Origin of the sequence: Brumimicrobium salinarum, assembly GCF_002844555.1 — a bacterium.
In the GTDB taxonomy this organism is placed as follows: Bacteria; Bacteroidota; Bacteroidia; order Flavobacteriales_D; family Crocinitomicaceae; genus Brumimicrobium; species Brumimicrobium salinarum.
The window spans coordinates 202,772-219,053 of record NZ_PJNI01000002.1 but is presented as its reverse complement, the minus strand read 5'-3'; the positions used below and the strand labels follow the sequence as shown (position 1 = coordinate 219,053).

Below are 16,282 nucleotides of genomic sequence, written 5' to 3'. Positions count from 1 at the left end.
TTAATAGCTTTTAAAAGCCAAGTTATTTTTGTAATCTTTACGAAGATACTAAATTTATATGAATTATTTAAAGAACTTTTTCATGTTAAAAAACACTTATACCACTACTTTAATTATTGTATTGTTATTATTTGCTAATAAACTTATTAGTCAAGAAAAAAGAAATGTATCGATTACTTCAGAACTACAACTAAAAGCTTATTTTGAAGCATACTACGGTTATGATTTTGGAAAACCAGAAAATCAAAAGAGACCAGCTGTTTTTTATAATTTTACCGACCATAATCAGTTCTCATTAAACACAGGAATGATTGGATTAAACTATTCAGGAAAACGAATAAGAAGTAATCTTTCATTTATTTTGGGTTCTTATGCTCAAGAAAATTTATCTGGTGAACCGAAGGTCTTCAATCATATCTACGAGGCTAATTTAGGTGTAAAATTACTCAAAAAACATGAGTTTTGGCTAGATGTAGGGATTATGGAATCTAACCTTGGGTTTGAAAGTGCGATGAGCGCCAATTGTTATACGCTGACCCGAACTTTGCTGGCTGAAAGCTCTCCATTTTACCTGAATGCGGCTAAACTATCCTATCTCACTCAAAATAACAAATGGGAATTTGAATTCTTATTTTCCAATGGGTGGCAACAAATGGTACATGGTTATCCTTCCTTTGGACACACGGTTAAATACAAACCGAATGAAAATTGGCTTATTAATAGTAGCTCTTTTTTGGGGAGAGTTAAGCTACCTGGAGCGGTTCCCTTACTAACAAGAAAAGAATACCGTATTTTTCATAACTTTTATGCGAAATATGAAAAAGATAAAATTGGTATTATAGGTGGAATTGATTTTGGAGTAGATCAATTGGTTGAAAACAATAATGATTTAGGAAGCTGGGTTGGTATTGCGGGTATTTTTAGGTATCAATTTCATAAAAATTGGTCTGCTACAATTCGTGGAGAATATTATTTAGATCCTAGCAATAGTGTCGCGCAACTTCAGAATATTGACGGGTTAGAAAGTTTTGGAGGTTCCTTAAATGTTGATTGTCATTTAGGAGAAATTTTTATGATTCGTGTAGAAGGAAGAATACTTTCGGCGAAAAAACAAGTTTTTGAATTAAAAGATTCACCGAGTAACCACAATCTATATGTAGGTGTATCAGGAATAATTGATTTGTGGAATTAAAATTTATACAGCTTTTACTATGCATACATAAATAATTTGATTAATTTAGCTTCATGACACAAGAAAGAATTAATGCGGAACTTAGTCAGATTCTAAACATCCGCTACCCTATCATAATCGCTCCTATGTTTTTGGTTTCCAATACAAAAATGATCATTGCAGGAATCAAAGCCGGAGCAACAGGAGCGATTCCCGCAATGAATTATAGAACGACTGAAGAATTGAGAACAGCGATTCAAGAAGTTAAATCGGCTGTTGATGGTCCTTTTGGAATCAATCTCATTGTCAATAAAAGTAATTTCACATACAAGGAACAATTGGCCATTATTTGTGAGGAAAAAGTAGACTATATCATCACAAGTTTAGGTTCGCCAGGAGAAACCATAAAAGAAGCCCATAAAGCGGGAATAAAAGTTTTTTGTGATGTGACGAATTTAAAATACGCCAAAAAAGTAGAATCTTTAGGCGCTGATGCAATTATTGCGGTAAACAAAGAAGCTGGTGGACATGCCGGAAATATTTCCATTAAAGATTTAGTTCCTGAGTTAAAGAAAAACTGTTCAATTCCCGTTATTTCGGCAGGTGGTGTTGGAAACGGATACGAATTAAAAGAAGCCTTGGAGCTTGGCGCCGATGGGTGTTCGGTGGGTTCTTTATTCATTGCTACTGAAGAAGCTGATGTGAGTGAAGAATACAAGCAAGCGTGTGTAGATTATGGTGAAAATGACATTGTAATGACCTCCAAGCTTTCGGGAACGCCTTGCACAGTGATCAAAACGCCTTATGTGGAGAAAATTGGAACTAAGCAAAATTGGTTAGAACGTTTACTCAATAAAAATAGAAAGCTAAAAAAATGGTTTAAGGCATTTACCTTTATGCGGGGAATGAAATCCTTACAAAAAGCGGCATTTAGTGCAACATACAAAACGCTTTGGTGCGCTGGTCCTTCCATTGAAAATGTAAAATCAATTCGACCCATTAAAGACATAATAGATCAACTTGTAAGAGAATACCATGAAGAAAAGTAAAATTTCACTCAAAAAAATGCGTCGACTCCTTTGGATGATGGGTGTTTTTAAGATTCCCATGATTGCTTATGTTCGACCAAAACTCATGTTATTGGACGAAAATTGTTCGCAAGTTCGCATCAAATTAAAGAGAAGGACAAAAAATCATTTAAAATCCATGTATTTCGGGAGTTTGGCTGTTGGAGCAGATATAGCCGCTGGTTTACATGCTTTTTATTTTGCCGAAGAATCGGGTGTAAAAGTTTCATTTGCCTTTAAGGCCGTTAAAGCTGAGTTTGTGAAACGCGCAACCACAGATGTTTATTTTAACTCTGATGAAGGTCAGCTCGTAAAACAAGTTTTTGACGAAGCCATGGAAACCAAAGAAAGAGTAAACAAATGGGTAAAAGTTGAGGCCAAAAACACGGATGGTGAGGTGGTTGCTACTTTTGATATGGAAATTTCTGTAAAAGTGAAATCATGAAAACAATATATTTAATTCTTTTGATCGCATCTATTTTATGTTCGTGCAGTAATTCTAAATCCACTGTTGTTGAGGGCTCAGAAAAAACATCCATTGAATCTGAAAAAATGAAAGAAAATTATGTCTTTAATATTGAAGTAATTGATAATCGAATGCCTTCTCAAACCCCTAGAAAGTACATGTATGCAATCGTTAGTTTACGTTTAAATTCAGGTAACCTTGATAATAATTGGAGGTTGACCTCCTTTGAAATTAACGGAATTAAGTACACGAAATTCGACAGCGATACATTTGGAGGTAAAAACGAATTACTTTACAGAAACAATATTAGAGAAATTCCCAAAAACATACAACAACCTTTATCTGGAGAAATACAATTCGAAAATCAAGATGGAGATAACTTAACTTTTAAAGTAGATAGAATAAAGATTTCGGTAGTTCATTAATCACTTGATAGTTACACTTAATGTCGGTGTTTTTTAAGGAATAAACATTCCGAACATATCTTATACAAGTTTTATAACACCTCACAGGTTACTGTTTCTGTTACAGTACGCTGAGCCTCGCCGGTGCCATACGTTTGAATGTTTAAATTTTCACCTTTTTTACACTTCGATTCCACTTCATCTTGTTTGGCTTTTATCGTATTGCTAAAAGTGTTTGCCGTTGTGGCTTGAGGATGATAAGTTCCATACTGTTCATAAGCAGACGTTGTTACGGTCTGTACACATGAACAAGTGTATTCTTTTTTACAGGAAATTAATGTCAAAGCAATAGCGGAAGATAAAAATAAAAATCGTTTCATAATTGAATAAATTGAATAACAAACAAACTTAAAAAAAAACATATAAAAACCTAGTGCTAGCATGATTATTATCTCGAACTACTAAAAATCAAATACATAAATGTTTCGGTGTCTATCTTTAAAACCGAATCAATGATAAACACTACCTTCAACCCTATTCCAACAAACATTTCTTATTTTTGCATTCAAATTCAATTAGAACAATGAACAAATTTCAAGGAACTTCGAATTATATCGCTTCAAATGATCTTAAAGTAGCTGTGAATGCTGCCATAACATTAGAGAAACCTTTGTTAATTAAAGGAGAACCTGGAACGGGAAAAACTTTGTTGGCACATGAAATTGCAAAAGCTTTAGATAAACCGCTATATACTTGGCATGTTAAGTCTACAACTACTGCACAGCAAGGTTTGTATGAATATGATGCTGTTTCACGTTTGCGTGATTCACAACTGGGTGACGAAAAGGTGAATGACATTGCAAATTATATCAATAAAGGAAAGTTATGGCAAGCTTTTGAAGCGGATGAGCGTGTAATTTTGTTAATTGATGAAATTGACAAGGCAGACATTGAATTTCCGAATGACTTATTATTAGAACTCGATAAAATGCAGTTTTTCTGTTATGAAACGGGTCAGGAAATTGTCGCTAAACACCGTCCAATCATTATCATCACATCAAACAATGAAAAGGAATTACCCGATGCTTTTCTGCGTCGTTGCTTCTTCCACTACATTTCTTTTCCTGATAGAGAAATTTTAAAAGAAATCGTGGCGGTGCATTATCCTAATTTAGAAGATGAATTAGTTGAAAAAGCAATGCAATTGTTTTATGCGATCCGAAATCAGCGTAACTTAAAGAAAAAACCTTCGACAAGTGAGTTAATCGATTGGATTAAGCTTTTGATGGTTGGAAAAATCAATGCGCAAGAACTCGATGAAGTTATGGCAGGAAATAGCGGCACTCCATATCTTGGAGCTTTACTTAAGAATGAGCACGACAAAGCCTTGATTAGATAAAATATACAATTCATGTTTTTAGATTTTTTCTTATTGCTTCGCGAAAAAGGAATTCCCGTTACTTTGCGTGAATATCTTGATCTTTTAGCTGCTTTAGATGCAAATATCGCAGAATATAATATCGATGATTTCTATTTTCTGTCACGCACTGTTTTGGTGAAACGTGAAGAACATTTAGATCTTTATGATCAGGTTTTTGGCGCTTATTTTAAAGGAATTGAGCAGATTCAGTCATCTGACATTCTCAATATTCCAGATGAATGGCTACGAAAGAATGGCGAGCGCTTATTCTCAAAAGAAGAATTGGAAAAGATTAAAAGTCAAGGCGATTTAGAAAGTTTACTCGACAGAATGGCCGAATTGTTAAAAGAGCAAAAAGAGCGTCACCAAGGCGGAAACAAATGGATAGGAACGGGAGGAACTTCTCCTTTCGGTGCTTATGGTTATAATCCTGAGGGAATACGCATTGGTCAAGACAAAAGCCGACACAGAAGCGCGATAAAAGTGTGGGACAAGCGTAATTTCAAAGATTTAAGTCAGGATGAAGAACTCGAAACCAGAAACATAAAAATGGCACTTCGCAAGCTACGCATTTTGAGTCGGGAAGGTCGAACAGAAGAAATAGATTTAGACAAAACCATAAAAAGTACGGCTAAAAACAGCGGAATGCTAGAAGTGGAAATGGTTCCTTCGAAAAAGAATGTTGTAAAAGTCTTGCTGCTCTTTGATATCGGTGGTTCTATGGACGATCATATTGAATTGTGCTCTCAACTCTTTTCAGCAGCGAAGTATGAATTCAAGCATTTAGAGTTTTACTATTTCCACAACTGTTTATACGAAAATGTGTGGAAAAACAATGAACGCCGCTGGGAAGAAAAGACACCTACAGAAACGATTTTCAATACATTTAATGAAGATTACCGTGTGATTTTTGTTGGAGACGCTTCAATGTCGCCCTACGAAATTGTTTCGCGTATGGGAAGCGTTGAACATTACAACGACGAAGCAGGTCAAGTTTGGCTACAACGCATGATTGAACACTTCCCCTACTTTGCCTGGCTCAATCCCGTTGATAAAAACGAATGGAAATACACGCAATCCATCGGCATGATTCAAAAGATAATGAAAAACAGAATGTTCCCATTGACCATTGGTGGAATTGAAGAAGCGGTGGAAGCACTTAAAAATAGAGAGAGATTCTAGGGAGAGATTCCAGGGAGAGGGAGAGATTCTAGGATAAGGAATTAAAACCCACCAAAATTCATCATTCATCATTACTTAATATCCTCCAAGATACCTTCTAAAAGTCCATTCAGTGGTGAACAGTCCAACGATGATTAGCAAAAGCCACACATAATCAATCAATTTGTGATAAGTACTCGATTCATACGCAACAGGAACGATGTCCTTGCGCTGATCAATTTCATCCAACACCTTTTGATAATCCATTAATTTGGCAAAATTCCCATCACTATTTTCTGCCAATTGTCGCATTAATTGATGATTAGACTTTGTTGCACGTTTTTCTATTGACAATGATTTTATAGCGAAAGTTCCTTCTTTTTCAAATGTACGACCATCATAAGTTGCTTCGGCTTTCCATTTGTACTTTCCAGCTGTTAACCGACCTAAATTCAGTTGATACCCATCACCTGACCCCAGAAAAGCATATTCAAAATCGTCACCATTTGGATGAGTAAGTGATAAACTGATATTTGGTCCTGTTATTGGTTCATAACTCTCATTATAAAACGAAGCGTTTAACAAAAAATCTTGATCACTCGAAGCAATTGTAGGTAAACTAATACGTAATCGAGATGTATTTTCCTTTAAGACCAAATACTGAACAGTTTTACGAACAAGTTCATCAAAATGGTCATGAACTTTATTTATTTGATAATCTGCTAATCTCCAACTCCATAATCCACCAGCAAAGGTGACCCCAAATTTCACCCCTTGATGCTTATCAAAATACATTAGCGGATCTGTTTTAGTAACACTTCCTACTTGTTGAAAAGCTAAGATATTTGAATTATTACCATATTTAACAGTCCCATAATGAGCTTGAAGTGGAGGAAAAGTACTGATTAGCTTTTGAGTCTTTTCGGATAAATTAAAAAGGGAAAAGTTAGTATTTATTCGTGCACCAACATCATCTTTTTGTCCTGTAGTTTTGATACTTGCCTTCAAATTTAATTTTGAAAAAGAACCACTTTTAGTTTGCGGACTTAGAATCATCCATTTGGGTACCTTTAAAGCTGCAATTTTATTAAACTCTTGATTTTTACGCGCAACTCCTGGATTATGCCAAATAACTAAGTCAAACGCCTGTAAATCTTCAGGAAGTTCATCAATCGTTGCCGTTTTAACTTCCAAGTTTTTTTCGGTAATTAATGCACTCCGAATGGCACCAATATCAGGATTTAAAGACTCTCCCACCAATAGAATCTTGTTTCTGTCGTCTAATACTTCAACATAAAATGAATAAGTATTATTCTCCAAATTATACTCATTCGATAAAGACGCTATTCGGACTGTATATTCGTGCATCCCAATTTGATCTGCATCCAAAATAAACTCTTCTTTTATCAAGCTATAAACATCATCTTCGTGTTTTAATTGTGTTTCTAAAATTTGCTTATCATTTTTGAATAATTGAATTTTAAATGTTTTTTCTTGCGTAAGGTTCCCTTCTATAACGACCTCTACAGGAAATTGATTACCTAAAAAAGCTATTTCATTTGTATTTATATTCTTAACGAGATGATCAACTTTTTGTATAGTATCACCAACAGAAAGCGAATAAATAGGAGTATTTTTAAATTGGTCTGCAAAAATTAAAGGGGAAGTTCCGTCATTAAAATTACCATCAGAAAGCACAATAAGGGCACCAATATTTCGTCCGTAATAATTATTATAAATAGAATTGAGTCCTTTACTTAAATTTGTTTTACTACCCTTAAAACTTATAGAATCAGTATTTTCGAGTTGACTATCTAAAGTAAAGAATAAAGAGTTGTACTTTTCTTTAAACTGTGAAATGAGATCGTTTTTAAAATTCAAAGTCTTCTCTTTAACCTTAGCACTATCGCTATAGTTAAGCATTGATTCTGAATCATCGAGCAAAGTTATAATTAGTGGTTTGTCAACATCTGTACTCGTACCTTTTATTAATAAACCCAGCAATAGTAAACCGATTAAAAATAACCCTAAACTTCTGAGGGCAATTAAAATCCCCCTATTAAATTTAGAAATCTCTTTCACCCATGATTTTCTACGATAGAAAATAAAAGAAAACAAAACTACAAAAGCTCCCCAAATAAGAAGCGACCAAACGGGAATATCACTGTAGAAACCGTTCATAATGAGCAATTATTGACTAAACTGAATCGAGGGCTTCTTTACCCTCTAAATAATCTGTAAGATATTCAAAATATTCAGATAGTTCGCCTTCTTTTGTTGTTTCTGAACCCCTAGCTATAACCTTATCAGGGTCTTCACCAAATAATGCAGGTAGAACATGTTTTATTAACTCGTTTCCAAAGTCAATAGATGCATCTAAAGGCAGTTCACAAGGCAAATTATCAACAGCCATTACTGCAATAGCGTTTTCTTGTTTAAAATCAACCTCTTCTTCACGAATTGGGTCGTATCCATAAATTGGATTGGCAATCGTGCTTGGACGTATTGTTGAAGCCACCGGACCATCTATATCGCATGAAATATCAGCTACAACTGAAGTTCTCACCTCTTTATCCTTTAAATCCTCTCTCGTAAATAAATAAGGAGAACCTTGCTCCCAATAGTGACAAGCAATGTATAAATCACATTTTTTCAAAAAACGGGGAAAAGTTGAATGATGACCTGAACCATCCTCATAAAAGGCATGAATATCTATATCTTTTCCATCATCACGGGCAACATAATCTGAAGTGGTGAGATGTGTAAAAACTGGCGTATCAAAAGAATCGTTTAAAAACTCCTCCGGACTCACTTCAGTAATAGGCAATTGATTGATGATTTCTAGTGCTCCATGTCCAACTCTACCAAAACCTGTCAACACAATTTTAGTATCATTAGGAAGTTGAACCTTTGAAAGTTCGCTCTCCATTTCTTTTCTATCCTTGCAACGGTGAGCTGGTTTTAATTCATATAAATTGTGTTTTAAACCATAGGTTAAAAATCCATTATAACATCCAACTATTCCAGCATAACGTCCAAAACCAATAATACGTTTATCAAATTTATCGGTTAAAACTTCGTAATCTGTTAATTGTATTTTGCGATCTAAAATTGCTTGCAATAAATCGCGATTGTAGGGTTGTTCTTTAAACGTATGTGAGAAAAAGAAAAACTGTTTATTAGGGATTAAATCCTCTATATTAACCTCTTTAACACCAAAAATGATATCGCAATCTGTAAGGTCTTCAACGATTTTAATTCCTAAATTGGCGTATTCTTGATCTTTAAAAGCACGTATTTTACTACTCTGAACAACAAGTTCAACGTTTGGATATTCTTCCATTACGCGAACACATTGTTCAGGAGACAACGGAACTCTTTGATCTGGAGGAACTTTCCCCTCTCTTAAAACACCAATTTTTATACCCATTCTAATGATTTTTTACAAAAATATAAGAATAAAACGATATGTAAAAAAAAGAAGGCGCGAAATATATTACTTCTTCAAATTAAAAGCTTGTATCATAAAGGTATCTTTTTTAATTAGGAATCTCTGCGTCTTTAATTTTCTCTCTCAATTCTTTGTTTTTTGTTGTTAAATTACCAAATTTATATGAAAGTGTTAGATAAAGTCTTCTTGTTGTCCATTTATAATCGGTTTCTTGGATTACATCGCCATCGTTGATCTCAAAATAGAATCCTTTTTGATTAAACACATCTGAAACACGCACACCGAGAACCATCTTCTTATCAAGTAAAGTACGTGTAAAACCAATATCAATACCCGGGTTTCTTTGGTAATATCCTTGAACGGTATATCGAGGAGCAATATATTGTGCATTTATTTGAATAGCTGTTGTGTTATCAAAGAAGGAGAATGTCGAGTTTAATTTTACGTCCCAACTTACCCCCTTATTGCTTAATCTTGTCCCATCAATATTTGCAGAAAGTCGACTTTCATAGGCATTTAATGCAAGCATATTTTTCCACCAAGAAAATGGTGAATATGTTGAAACAACTTCAACTCCGTAATCATAACTTTCATCTACATTTGCAAAGGTGGTAACACTTACCCCGTCATCAAAAAACTGACGGATACGTTGAATACGATTAACAGTCTCTTTAAAATACACAGTACCAGTTATACTTGCAGATTTCCATATTTTTTCATACCCAAGTTCATAAGAATTTATGTATTCAGGTTGAATTTCCGGATTTCCTTTTCTTAAATTTAGAGGGTCGCTATAAACAGGGAATGGATTTAATGACCAAGTAGAAGGGCGATTGATTCTTCGGCTATAACTACCAAAGAAAGATCCCTGTTTATCATTACCATAGGTCAAATGAAGTGATGGGAAAAAACTAAAATAATTGTTTTCAAATGATTCGTTTGTAGTCAGCAGCTTTGGCTCTGTTAAAGCTTGTTCTAATCTAACACCCGCTTGATACTTGAATTTTTCTGACACTTGATGTCCAAAAATTCCATAAGCAGAGAGAATATTCTCATTGAAAACCAACTCATTATTTACATTAGGATCTGGCACTACTTGACCTGTTAGCGTGTCGTAATATTCTAAAAAGTTCGATTCATTTTGTCGATTAATGATAGCTTGCAGCCCAGCATCATATTTCATTTTATCATTTATGCTGCGTTCTAAATCTGCAGAGAATGTAAACTTACTTCTGAAATCAGAACGAATTTGATTCTGAAAACGATACGGATTACTCGGCGTTGTACCATTAGGATTAAGATAAAACTCCTCAAATTCACCGATAGCATCCTCATCCCCTATGGATTGCGTCGCAGCGATAATGATATTTCCTTTTTTATCGTTAAAATCAAGTTTGTAATTTGCATTAATATCGATAGATTTCCTATTTCTTGGGTCATATACTTTTCTGTCCCACATTTGTGTTAAATTATCATCAATGTAGCGTTCATTTTCTTGTTTTCCTCTTCTAATTCTATCGGTATTTGTACCAGAAACAGAAATTCCTAAAACTTGATTCTCGCTAATAAAAAAGTCACTACCTACTTTACCCGTATGTGATTCACGAAAATCAGTTCCTAATCGGCCTTGTTTAAGAAATTCAGTGGTATTATCATAAAAAGAAGTTCTTTCATTAAAGTTATTCCTGAAACCTTCTCTGTGGCGATATGAATAATTAACGTAAAAATTAAACTTCTCATTTCTAATATTAAATCCTAAAGATCCACTAAAAAGGTTTTCACTTGCTGCAGAAAGCTGGACATTTGTATTAATTCCTCTTAATTTTTTCTTTTTAAGTACGATGTTAATTATTCCAGCTGTCCCTTCAGGATTATACTTAGCAGAAGGATTTGTAACCAACTCAATGCGTTCAATCGCGCTAGCAGGAATACCGTCTAAAGCTCCATCTCCACTGGATAACGCACTTTGTCGACCGTCGATTAGGATGGTCACGCTTCCACTTCCTCTCAATGAAACGTTACCGTCATTATCGACCTCAACCGAAGGAATATTATTTAATACTTCCGTTAAACCACCTCCCACGGCAGTCATGTCCTCTTCAACATTATAGGTTCTTTTGTCAATACTTGTTTCCATAAGACTCGACTCACCTCTAATTACTACCTCTTCGAGATTTTGACTTTTAATTTTCACCAACTCTATCTCTCCTAAGTTGTTTTTTTTTGATCAGATGAAAAAACAATTTCGTTTACAATTTTATCTTTAAAATCAAAAAAGGTTATCTTACCGTAATACTTACCGAATGGAATATCACTTATTATTACCTTACCCTTACTATTGGAATATTCACCTGCAACAACAGAAGAGTCCACAACAGAAAACAAACGAAAATTTGCATATTCAATTGCACTTTTATTTTCATCCACAATTTTTAAAGATAACTGACCTTGAGCCTGAGTATAAAGTGAAAAAAATAAAGCAATAAATAAAATGATAAATCGCATACAATATAAGTTTAAAGCACAAAAATAGATATTCAAAAAGAACAACCATAAAATTAACCGAATACTAACATTTCAAAACAAATCATGACCGAAAAAGTTTATTCATTTCTGAACTTATCAAGTAAGTAATTCAGTGTTTGCGCCTCTTCTTTGGTGAGATTCTGGTCAAAATAAGCTTCTTCAAATTGTTTATCTAACTCTTTTAAAATCGCCAATCCATCTTCTGTAATTGAAATATAGACAATCCTTCTATCTTTTTCTGATCGGATACGCTCAACACAATTTTTAGCAATTAATTTATCTATTAAACGCGTGGTGTTGGGAGAAACCTCGAGCATTCGATTTTTGATGGTCTTAATACTTAATTTCTCATCAGAGCCCCTCAATATTCTTAAAATATTAAATTGAGCTAAGGTTAAATCAAATTTATTGAGTTGGTTATTGTATAAAAGTCCAATATAGTTAGAGGTATATCTAATATTGATAACCGCCTTATGAATTTCATTCTTGAAGTTTGGCGAAACTATTTCCTCTATTTTTTTCATAATCTTCAACAAAGATAATTACCTTGGTAACAAAAACTCGTTTTAGCATTATTTCTTTTCAAAAAACCATTGTTTAAATTGAATAAAAACAATTTACAGATGGAATCTAACCAAACAAATGGAATCTATTTGACACGTTTTTTTACCGGTATTTCTAATGAAAATTAATTGTTGTTAAAATTTCACTCATAATTCACCTAAAATTGTGAGATTCCAAATCTATACATTAAATTTGCACTAATTGGAGACGACATAATTAAACTATGACAAATATTTTTATCGCCAACCTAGATTTTGGCATTACCTCAGAAGACTTAAAAGCCACCTTTTCACAATTCGGAGAAGTATCTTATTCACATGTTGTATATGACAACAAAACCAAAAAGTCTAAAGGATATGGGTATGTAGAGATGGAAGATCTTTCTCAAGCAAATGCTGCAATTGGAGCCTTAAACGGAATGGAGGTTAATGGAAGAGTTTTGGACGTTAAATTGGCAACCCCTAAAGACAAGCGTCCGCAAAACATGAACAAAGTTAAAGAAGGTCGCAAAGCAAGTGCCCCTCGTGCTCCAAGGGAACCTAAGAGGGTTAAGGAAGTTAAAACTAGCGAACGCAGAGTCATGCGACCAAGAAGAAAAAGAAATAAAGAATAGGTGATTTAAGATTTAATTTGATTGTCAATTACTTCAAATTAAACAATTCTGGGTGAAGTGATTTATAGTGTTCAAGCTTGTCTTGAATATACATAATTAAATCATAGTCAGAAGCAGTTTTTAAGAAGCTTTCATCAATATTTAAAAAGTTAATAAAAGCAGTAAACTGTTCTTCTTCTAGGTAAACAACATCATAGGAAACATAAGCCCGCAACAATTCTTTTACAATCATGTTTTTATTATCTCTATATTCCATTTGAGCTACTAACCTTTTTGATTGTGCTTTTTTACTGAATCGTTCATAAAGAGCAGTTATCGGACTGTCAAACACATTTACTCCCGTAACAGTTCTTGTTTCTCGCATACTTAGAGATTCTCGTTCTTCTTTTATTTGCTCTAAAGATTTTATAGGATATACAGTCACAGCCTCGAATTCCTGCACATCTTTAGTGATATAAATCAATGTATCAAAATGACACTCCTTTTCATTTTGTTCAGGAACTTCAATATATTTTTTGCGATAACCTTTAACAGAAAATGCAATTCTATCTCCTGGTCGTGCGTAAACGGCGAATCCACCACTTGCCTGACCAAAAACTCCTTGTTGTGTTGTTAAGTTGATCACCATAAGGTTGTAAAAACCAGGCTGATTTAAAGAATCAATCACCTTTCCTTTTATGTAAACTTGTTCACACTGTGACTGAACTAAAAAATTAAGTCCCAAAAAAATAAAAACACATAGATATTTATACATAAAGGTAAATATAGAAAATTTAAAGGTAAATAACGTTATTTACATTTGTAATTAAGAGAAGACTTTAATAAAAATACAAAACCCAGCACTACTTACAAATGTAACTTCATATATGTTTTTAAGATTTCCGTTAATACACATTTGTAAATAGATTATTATTTTGATAAGCACTAAAATAGAACTAAATTTGTCGGCTAATTAATGTAGGATATGAAAAGAGTTGTTGTAGGACTTTCTGGAGGTGTTGATTCGAGTGTTGCTGCCTATCTTTTAAAAGAAGAAGGTTATGAAGTAATTGGTTTATTCATGAAAAATTGGCATGACGAGTCTGTAACGCTTTCAGATGAGTGCCCTTGGATTGATGACTCAAACGATGCCCTTCTCGTGGCCGACAAGTTAGGAATTCCTTTTCAAGTTATTGATCTGAGTGAGGAATATCGTGACCGCATTGTTGAGTATATGTTTGATGAATACGCTAATGGTCGCACCCCTAATCCAGATGTTTTGTGTAATCGAGAAATTAAATTTGATGTTTTTTTAAAGCACGCTTTGGCGCTTGGGGCTGATTTTGTTGCAACTGGTCATTACTGTCGAAGAAAAGATAATGAGGATGGATCGGTGAGTCTTCTCGCTGGCTTGGACCGAAACAAAGACCAATCATATTTCCTATGTCAACTGGAACAAAACCAGCTTGAAAAAGCCCTTTTCCCGGTTGGTAATCTTCAAAAGGAAGAAGTCAGAAGAATAGCAAAAGAGCAAGGTTTAATAACTGCAGATAAAAAAGATTCGCAAGGACTCTGTTTTATTGGAAAAGTGAGTTTACCAACTTTTTTACAACAAAAGCTAAGTGTTCAAAAAGGTAAAGTGATCGAAATTCCAAATGATTTACCATCTCTTATTAAGTATCATGAAACACCTCGTAACTTTGAGAACATCGAAACATTGATCGCTCCATTTAATTTTAAAGAAGAAGATGGAACCCCAGTTGCAGAACATCAAGGCGCTCACTTTTATACAGTCGGACAACGTAAAGGACTTCAAATTGGTGGAAGACCTAATCCTTCTTTTGTTTTACAAATTGATACTGAAAATAATTTAGTCTTTAGTGGTCAGCTTGATTCTCATTTAGGTTTGAATAAAATCGCCTTAAGTATAGATAATGAATCGATTAAATATGCCAACTTAAACAATCAGTTCGCTCCAAATAAACCTATAAAGGTAAAGGCCAGAATAAGGTATCGACAATCTTTACAAGACGCTAAAGTACTTGTTAAAGACAAACAAACCTACGTCCTATTCGATGAGTTACAGCGAGGTATTACTCCTGGTCAGTTTTGTGCATTTTATAATGATAATGATGAACTTTTAGGATCTGGTGTTATTAATTAATATCTAATTAGACATCTTTGACTGGCGTCACTATTCGTTTATTTAACTCGATAACGTTTCGTATGTTCCGTCATTATAAAAAACAATTATTTGATCTATTTTTCTATCTTCCTGATCTGAATTGTTGTTTTTACAAGCTTTCCCAATGATTTTACCTCCATAAATTAAAGGTCCTTCATCAGAAACCTTGTCTTCGAATGTTTGTGACTTAAGCTCGCTAGGCTCACCAACTATCTGCCCGTCTAAATCTTTGTCGCTAGAGGAAAAAGATTCTACTAGGTCTTTATCTACGTTAGCATTTTGTTCTTGACTTGTTTTACCTACACGTTCTCCCGTTATCAACCATCCTGGATCAACCTTTGGAAAGTTTTTCAGTATTTTCTGTATAAAGTCAACACTTGGTTTATTTCGACCAGCGAGGACATGGGAGATGCTTGATCGCTGCACTCCTATCTTGTCTGCAAATGCTGCATTGGTCATGTCATTCATTTTAATTACCATTTGTAAACGTTCGTTAATAGACATAAGTTTTATTTTATATGTTGTCGTATACAAATGTAACTAAATAATTTTAATCTGAATTGACTTATGTATACTATTTTGATGTGTAGATTTATACAAATGTAAATGTATTACAAGATTAGATAATGGAGTAATTCGAAAAAATAAACAATTGTAAACGGCTTAACGTAAATATAGATTAGTATAAAATTCAACAATCCACATAAGTATATCTCATGTGTATAAAGTCTTTTACTTCTTAATATTTTATTATTCATAAAAGTCAGTATGGCTAACAAGCATAGATATAGTTTATTCATATAACGTAATGAGAAACATAAGAATAAAACCTTTTTCAAAAAAATACCACTACTCTATCTTATCCTGTTGTTTTTTTGTTAGAATTAGATACTATGTACAATTGCCTGCTTAAATGATAATGTAAATCTATAGTCAAGAAAGGCCAACCATGAGTCCAAATCTAGTTTGACAAAAAAATATAATTTGGGTGTATTCAACATTAATCTGGATTAAGATTAATAGTTGAATCGATATGAACGCCAATAATTCTGCTGTACGTGGTAAATCTTCATGAATAAAGTATTGGATTAGATCTGTAGAACAAGTTTTCTATTGAAAAAATTGACACATGCTAGAAGTTTCTATTATTACCAACTAAGTAAAAAAGTTCATCTGAAGATAGGCTCGTGATTATTGAATGTCTTGTGATCCATATTTATATTCAATTCACACAGAAATAAATACTTGATACAGTGTAAGCATTATTCATTATCT

General features: G+C 33.8%; 16 protein-coding genes. 8 read left to right on the top strand and 8 right to left on the bottom strand.

Annotated elements, in window-relative coordinates:
- The first annotated feature begins 82 nt into the window (after positions 1-82).
- The 4 genes from CW751_RS03955 to CW751_RS03940 are packed head-to-tail and all read left to right on the top strand — an operon-like array spanning position 83 to position 3,129.
- Complete coding sequence (locus CW751_RS03955; protein ID WP_165779211.1) at positions 83-1,192, top strand: outer membrane beta-barrel protein; 1,110 nt, start codon at positions 83-85, stop codon at positions 1,190-1,192.
- A 53-nt stretch (positions 1,193-1,245) separates the two neighbouring features.
- Positions 1,246-2,220 (top strand): NAD(P)H-dependent flavin oxidoreductase, encoded by a 975-nt coding sequence (locus tag CW751_RS03950; RefSeq protein ID WP_101333703.1) that lies wholly within the window; start codon positions 1,246-1,248, stop codon positions 2,218-2,220.
- Positions 2,221-2,236: 16 nt separating this feature from the next.
- The gene (locus CW751_RS03945; protein WP_165779210.1) at positions 2,237-2,683 is read left to right on the top strand and encodes a DUF4442 domain-containing protein; all 447 of its coding nucleotides are present in this window, start codon (positions 2,237-2,239) and stop codon (positions 2,681-2,683) included.
- Positions 2,680-3,129 (top strand): hypothetical protein, encoded by a 450-nt coding sequence (locus CW751_RS03940; RefSeq protein WP_101333701.1) that lies wholly within the window; start codon positions 2,680-2,682, stop codon positions 3,127-3,129. The genes CW751_RS03945 and CW751_RS03940 overlap by 4 nt, the downstream gene beginning before the upstream one ends.
- 71 nt (positions 3,130-3,200) lie before the next feature.
- Here the strand turns inward: CW751_RS03940 and CW751_RS03935 are convergent, their stop codons facing one another.
- Positions 3,201-3,488 (bottom strand): hypothetical protein, encoded by a 288-nt coding sequence (locus CW751_RS03935; RefSeq protein WP_133122118.1) that lies wholly within the window; start codon positions 3,486-3,488, stop codon positions 3,201-3,203.
- Between the two features lie 203 nt (positions 3,489-3,691).
- On the opposite strand from CW751_RS03935, the gene CW751_RS03930 reads away from it, so the two are divergent.
- Positions 3,692-4,507 (top strand): AAA family ATPase, encoded by an 816-nt coding sequence (locus tag CW751_RS03930; protein WP_101333699.1) that lies wholly within the window; start codon positions 3,692-3,694, stop codon positions 4,505-4,507.
- 12 nt (positions 4,508-4,519) lie between these two features.
- Positions 4,520-5,710 (top strand): vWA domain-containing protein, encoded by a 1,191-nt coding sequence (locus CW751_RS03925; protein ID WP_101333698.1) that lies wholly within the window; start codon positions 4,520-4,522, stop codon positions 5,708-5,710.
- Positions 5,711-5,785: 75 nt separating this feature from the next.
- Here the strand turns inward: CW751_RS03925 and CW751_RS03920 are convergent, their stop codons facing one another.
- From CW751_RS03920 to CW751_RS03900, 5 genes are all read right to left on the bottom strand, one after another.
- Positions 5,786-7,870, bottom strand: coding sequence for a vWA domain-containing protein (locus CW751_RS03920; RefSeq protein ID WP_101333697.1), 2,085 nt, complete (start codon positions 7,868-7,870; stop codon positions 5,786-5,788).
- Between the two features lie 16 nt (positions 7,871-7,886).
- Complete coding sequence (locus CW751_RS03915) at positions 7,887-9,119, bottom strand: NAD(P)-dependent oxidoreductase (protein WP_317045788.1); 1,233 nt, start codon at positions 9,117-9,119, stop codon at positions 7,887-7,889.
- Positions 9,120-9,228: 109 nt separating this feature from the next.
- Entirely contained in the window at positions 9,229-11,334 is a 2,106-nt protein-coding gene (locus tag CW751_RS03910; RefSeq protein WP_133122117.1) for a TonB-dependent receptor domain-containing protein, read from the bottom strand.
- A gap of 14 nt (positions 11,335-11,348) precedes the next feature.
- The gene (locus CW751_RS03905; protein ID WP_101333695.1) at positions 11,349-11,645 is read right to left on the bottom strand and encodes a hypothetical protein; all 297 of its coding nucleotides are present in this window, start codon (positions 11,643-11,645) and stop codon (positions 11,349-11,351) included.
- A 98-nt stretch (positions 11,646-11,743) separates the two neighbouring features.
- The gene (locus tag CW751_RS03900; RefSeq protein WP_101333694.1) at positions 11,744-12,190 is read right to left on the bottom strand and encodes a MarR family winged helix-turn-helix transcriptional regulator; all 447 of its coding nucleotides are present in this window, start codon (positions 12,188-12,190) and stop codon (positions 11,744-11,746) included.
- 263 nt (positions 12,191-12,453) lie between these two features.
- Here CW751_RS03900 and CW751_RS03895 point away from each other — a divergent pair, with 263 nt between their 5' ends.
- The gene (locus CW751_RS03895) at positions 12,454-12,843 is read left to right on the top strand and encodes an RNA recognition motif domain-containing protein (protein ID WP_101333693.1); all 390 of its coding nucleotides are present in this window, start codon (positions 12,454-12,456) and stop codon (positions 12,841-12,843) included.
- Between the two features lie 28 nt (positions 12,844-12,871).
- Here the strand turns inward: CW751_RS03895 and CW751_RS03890 are convergent, their stop codons facing one another.
- Entirely contained in the window at positions 12,872-13,597 is a 726-nt protein-coding gene (locus CW751_RS03890) for a hypothetical protein (RefSeq protein WP_101333692.1), read from the bottom strand.
- A gap of 210 nt (positions 13,598-13,807) precedes the next feature.
- Here CW751_RS03890 and mnmA point away from each other — a divergent pair, with 210 nt between their 5' ends.
- Positions 13,808-14,986, top strand: a complete 1,179-nt coding sequence (gene mnmA / locus CW751_RS03885) for a tRNA 2-thiouridine(34) synthase MnmA (protein WP_101333691.1) — start codon at positions 13,808-13,810, stop codon at positions 14,984-14,986.
- A 42-nt stretch (positions 14,987-15,028) separates the two neighbouring features.
- On the opposite strand, the gene CW751_RS03880 is transcribed toward mnmA, so the two are convergent.
- Positions 15,029-15,511, bottom strand: a complete 483-nt coding sequence (locus CW751_RS03880) for a helix-turn-helix domain-containing protein (RefSeq protein ID WP_101333690.1) — start codon at positions 15,509-15,511, stop codon at positions 15,029-15,031.
- Between the last annotated feature and the right edge of the window lie 771 nt (positions 15,512-16,282).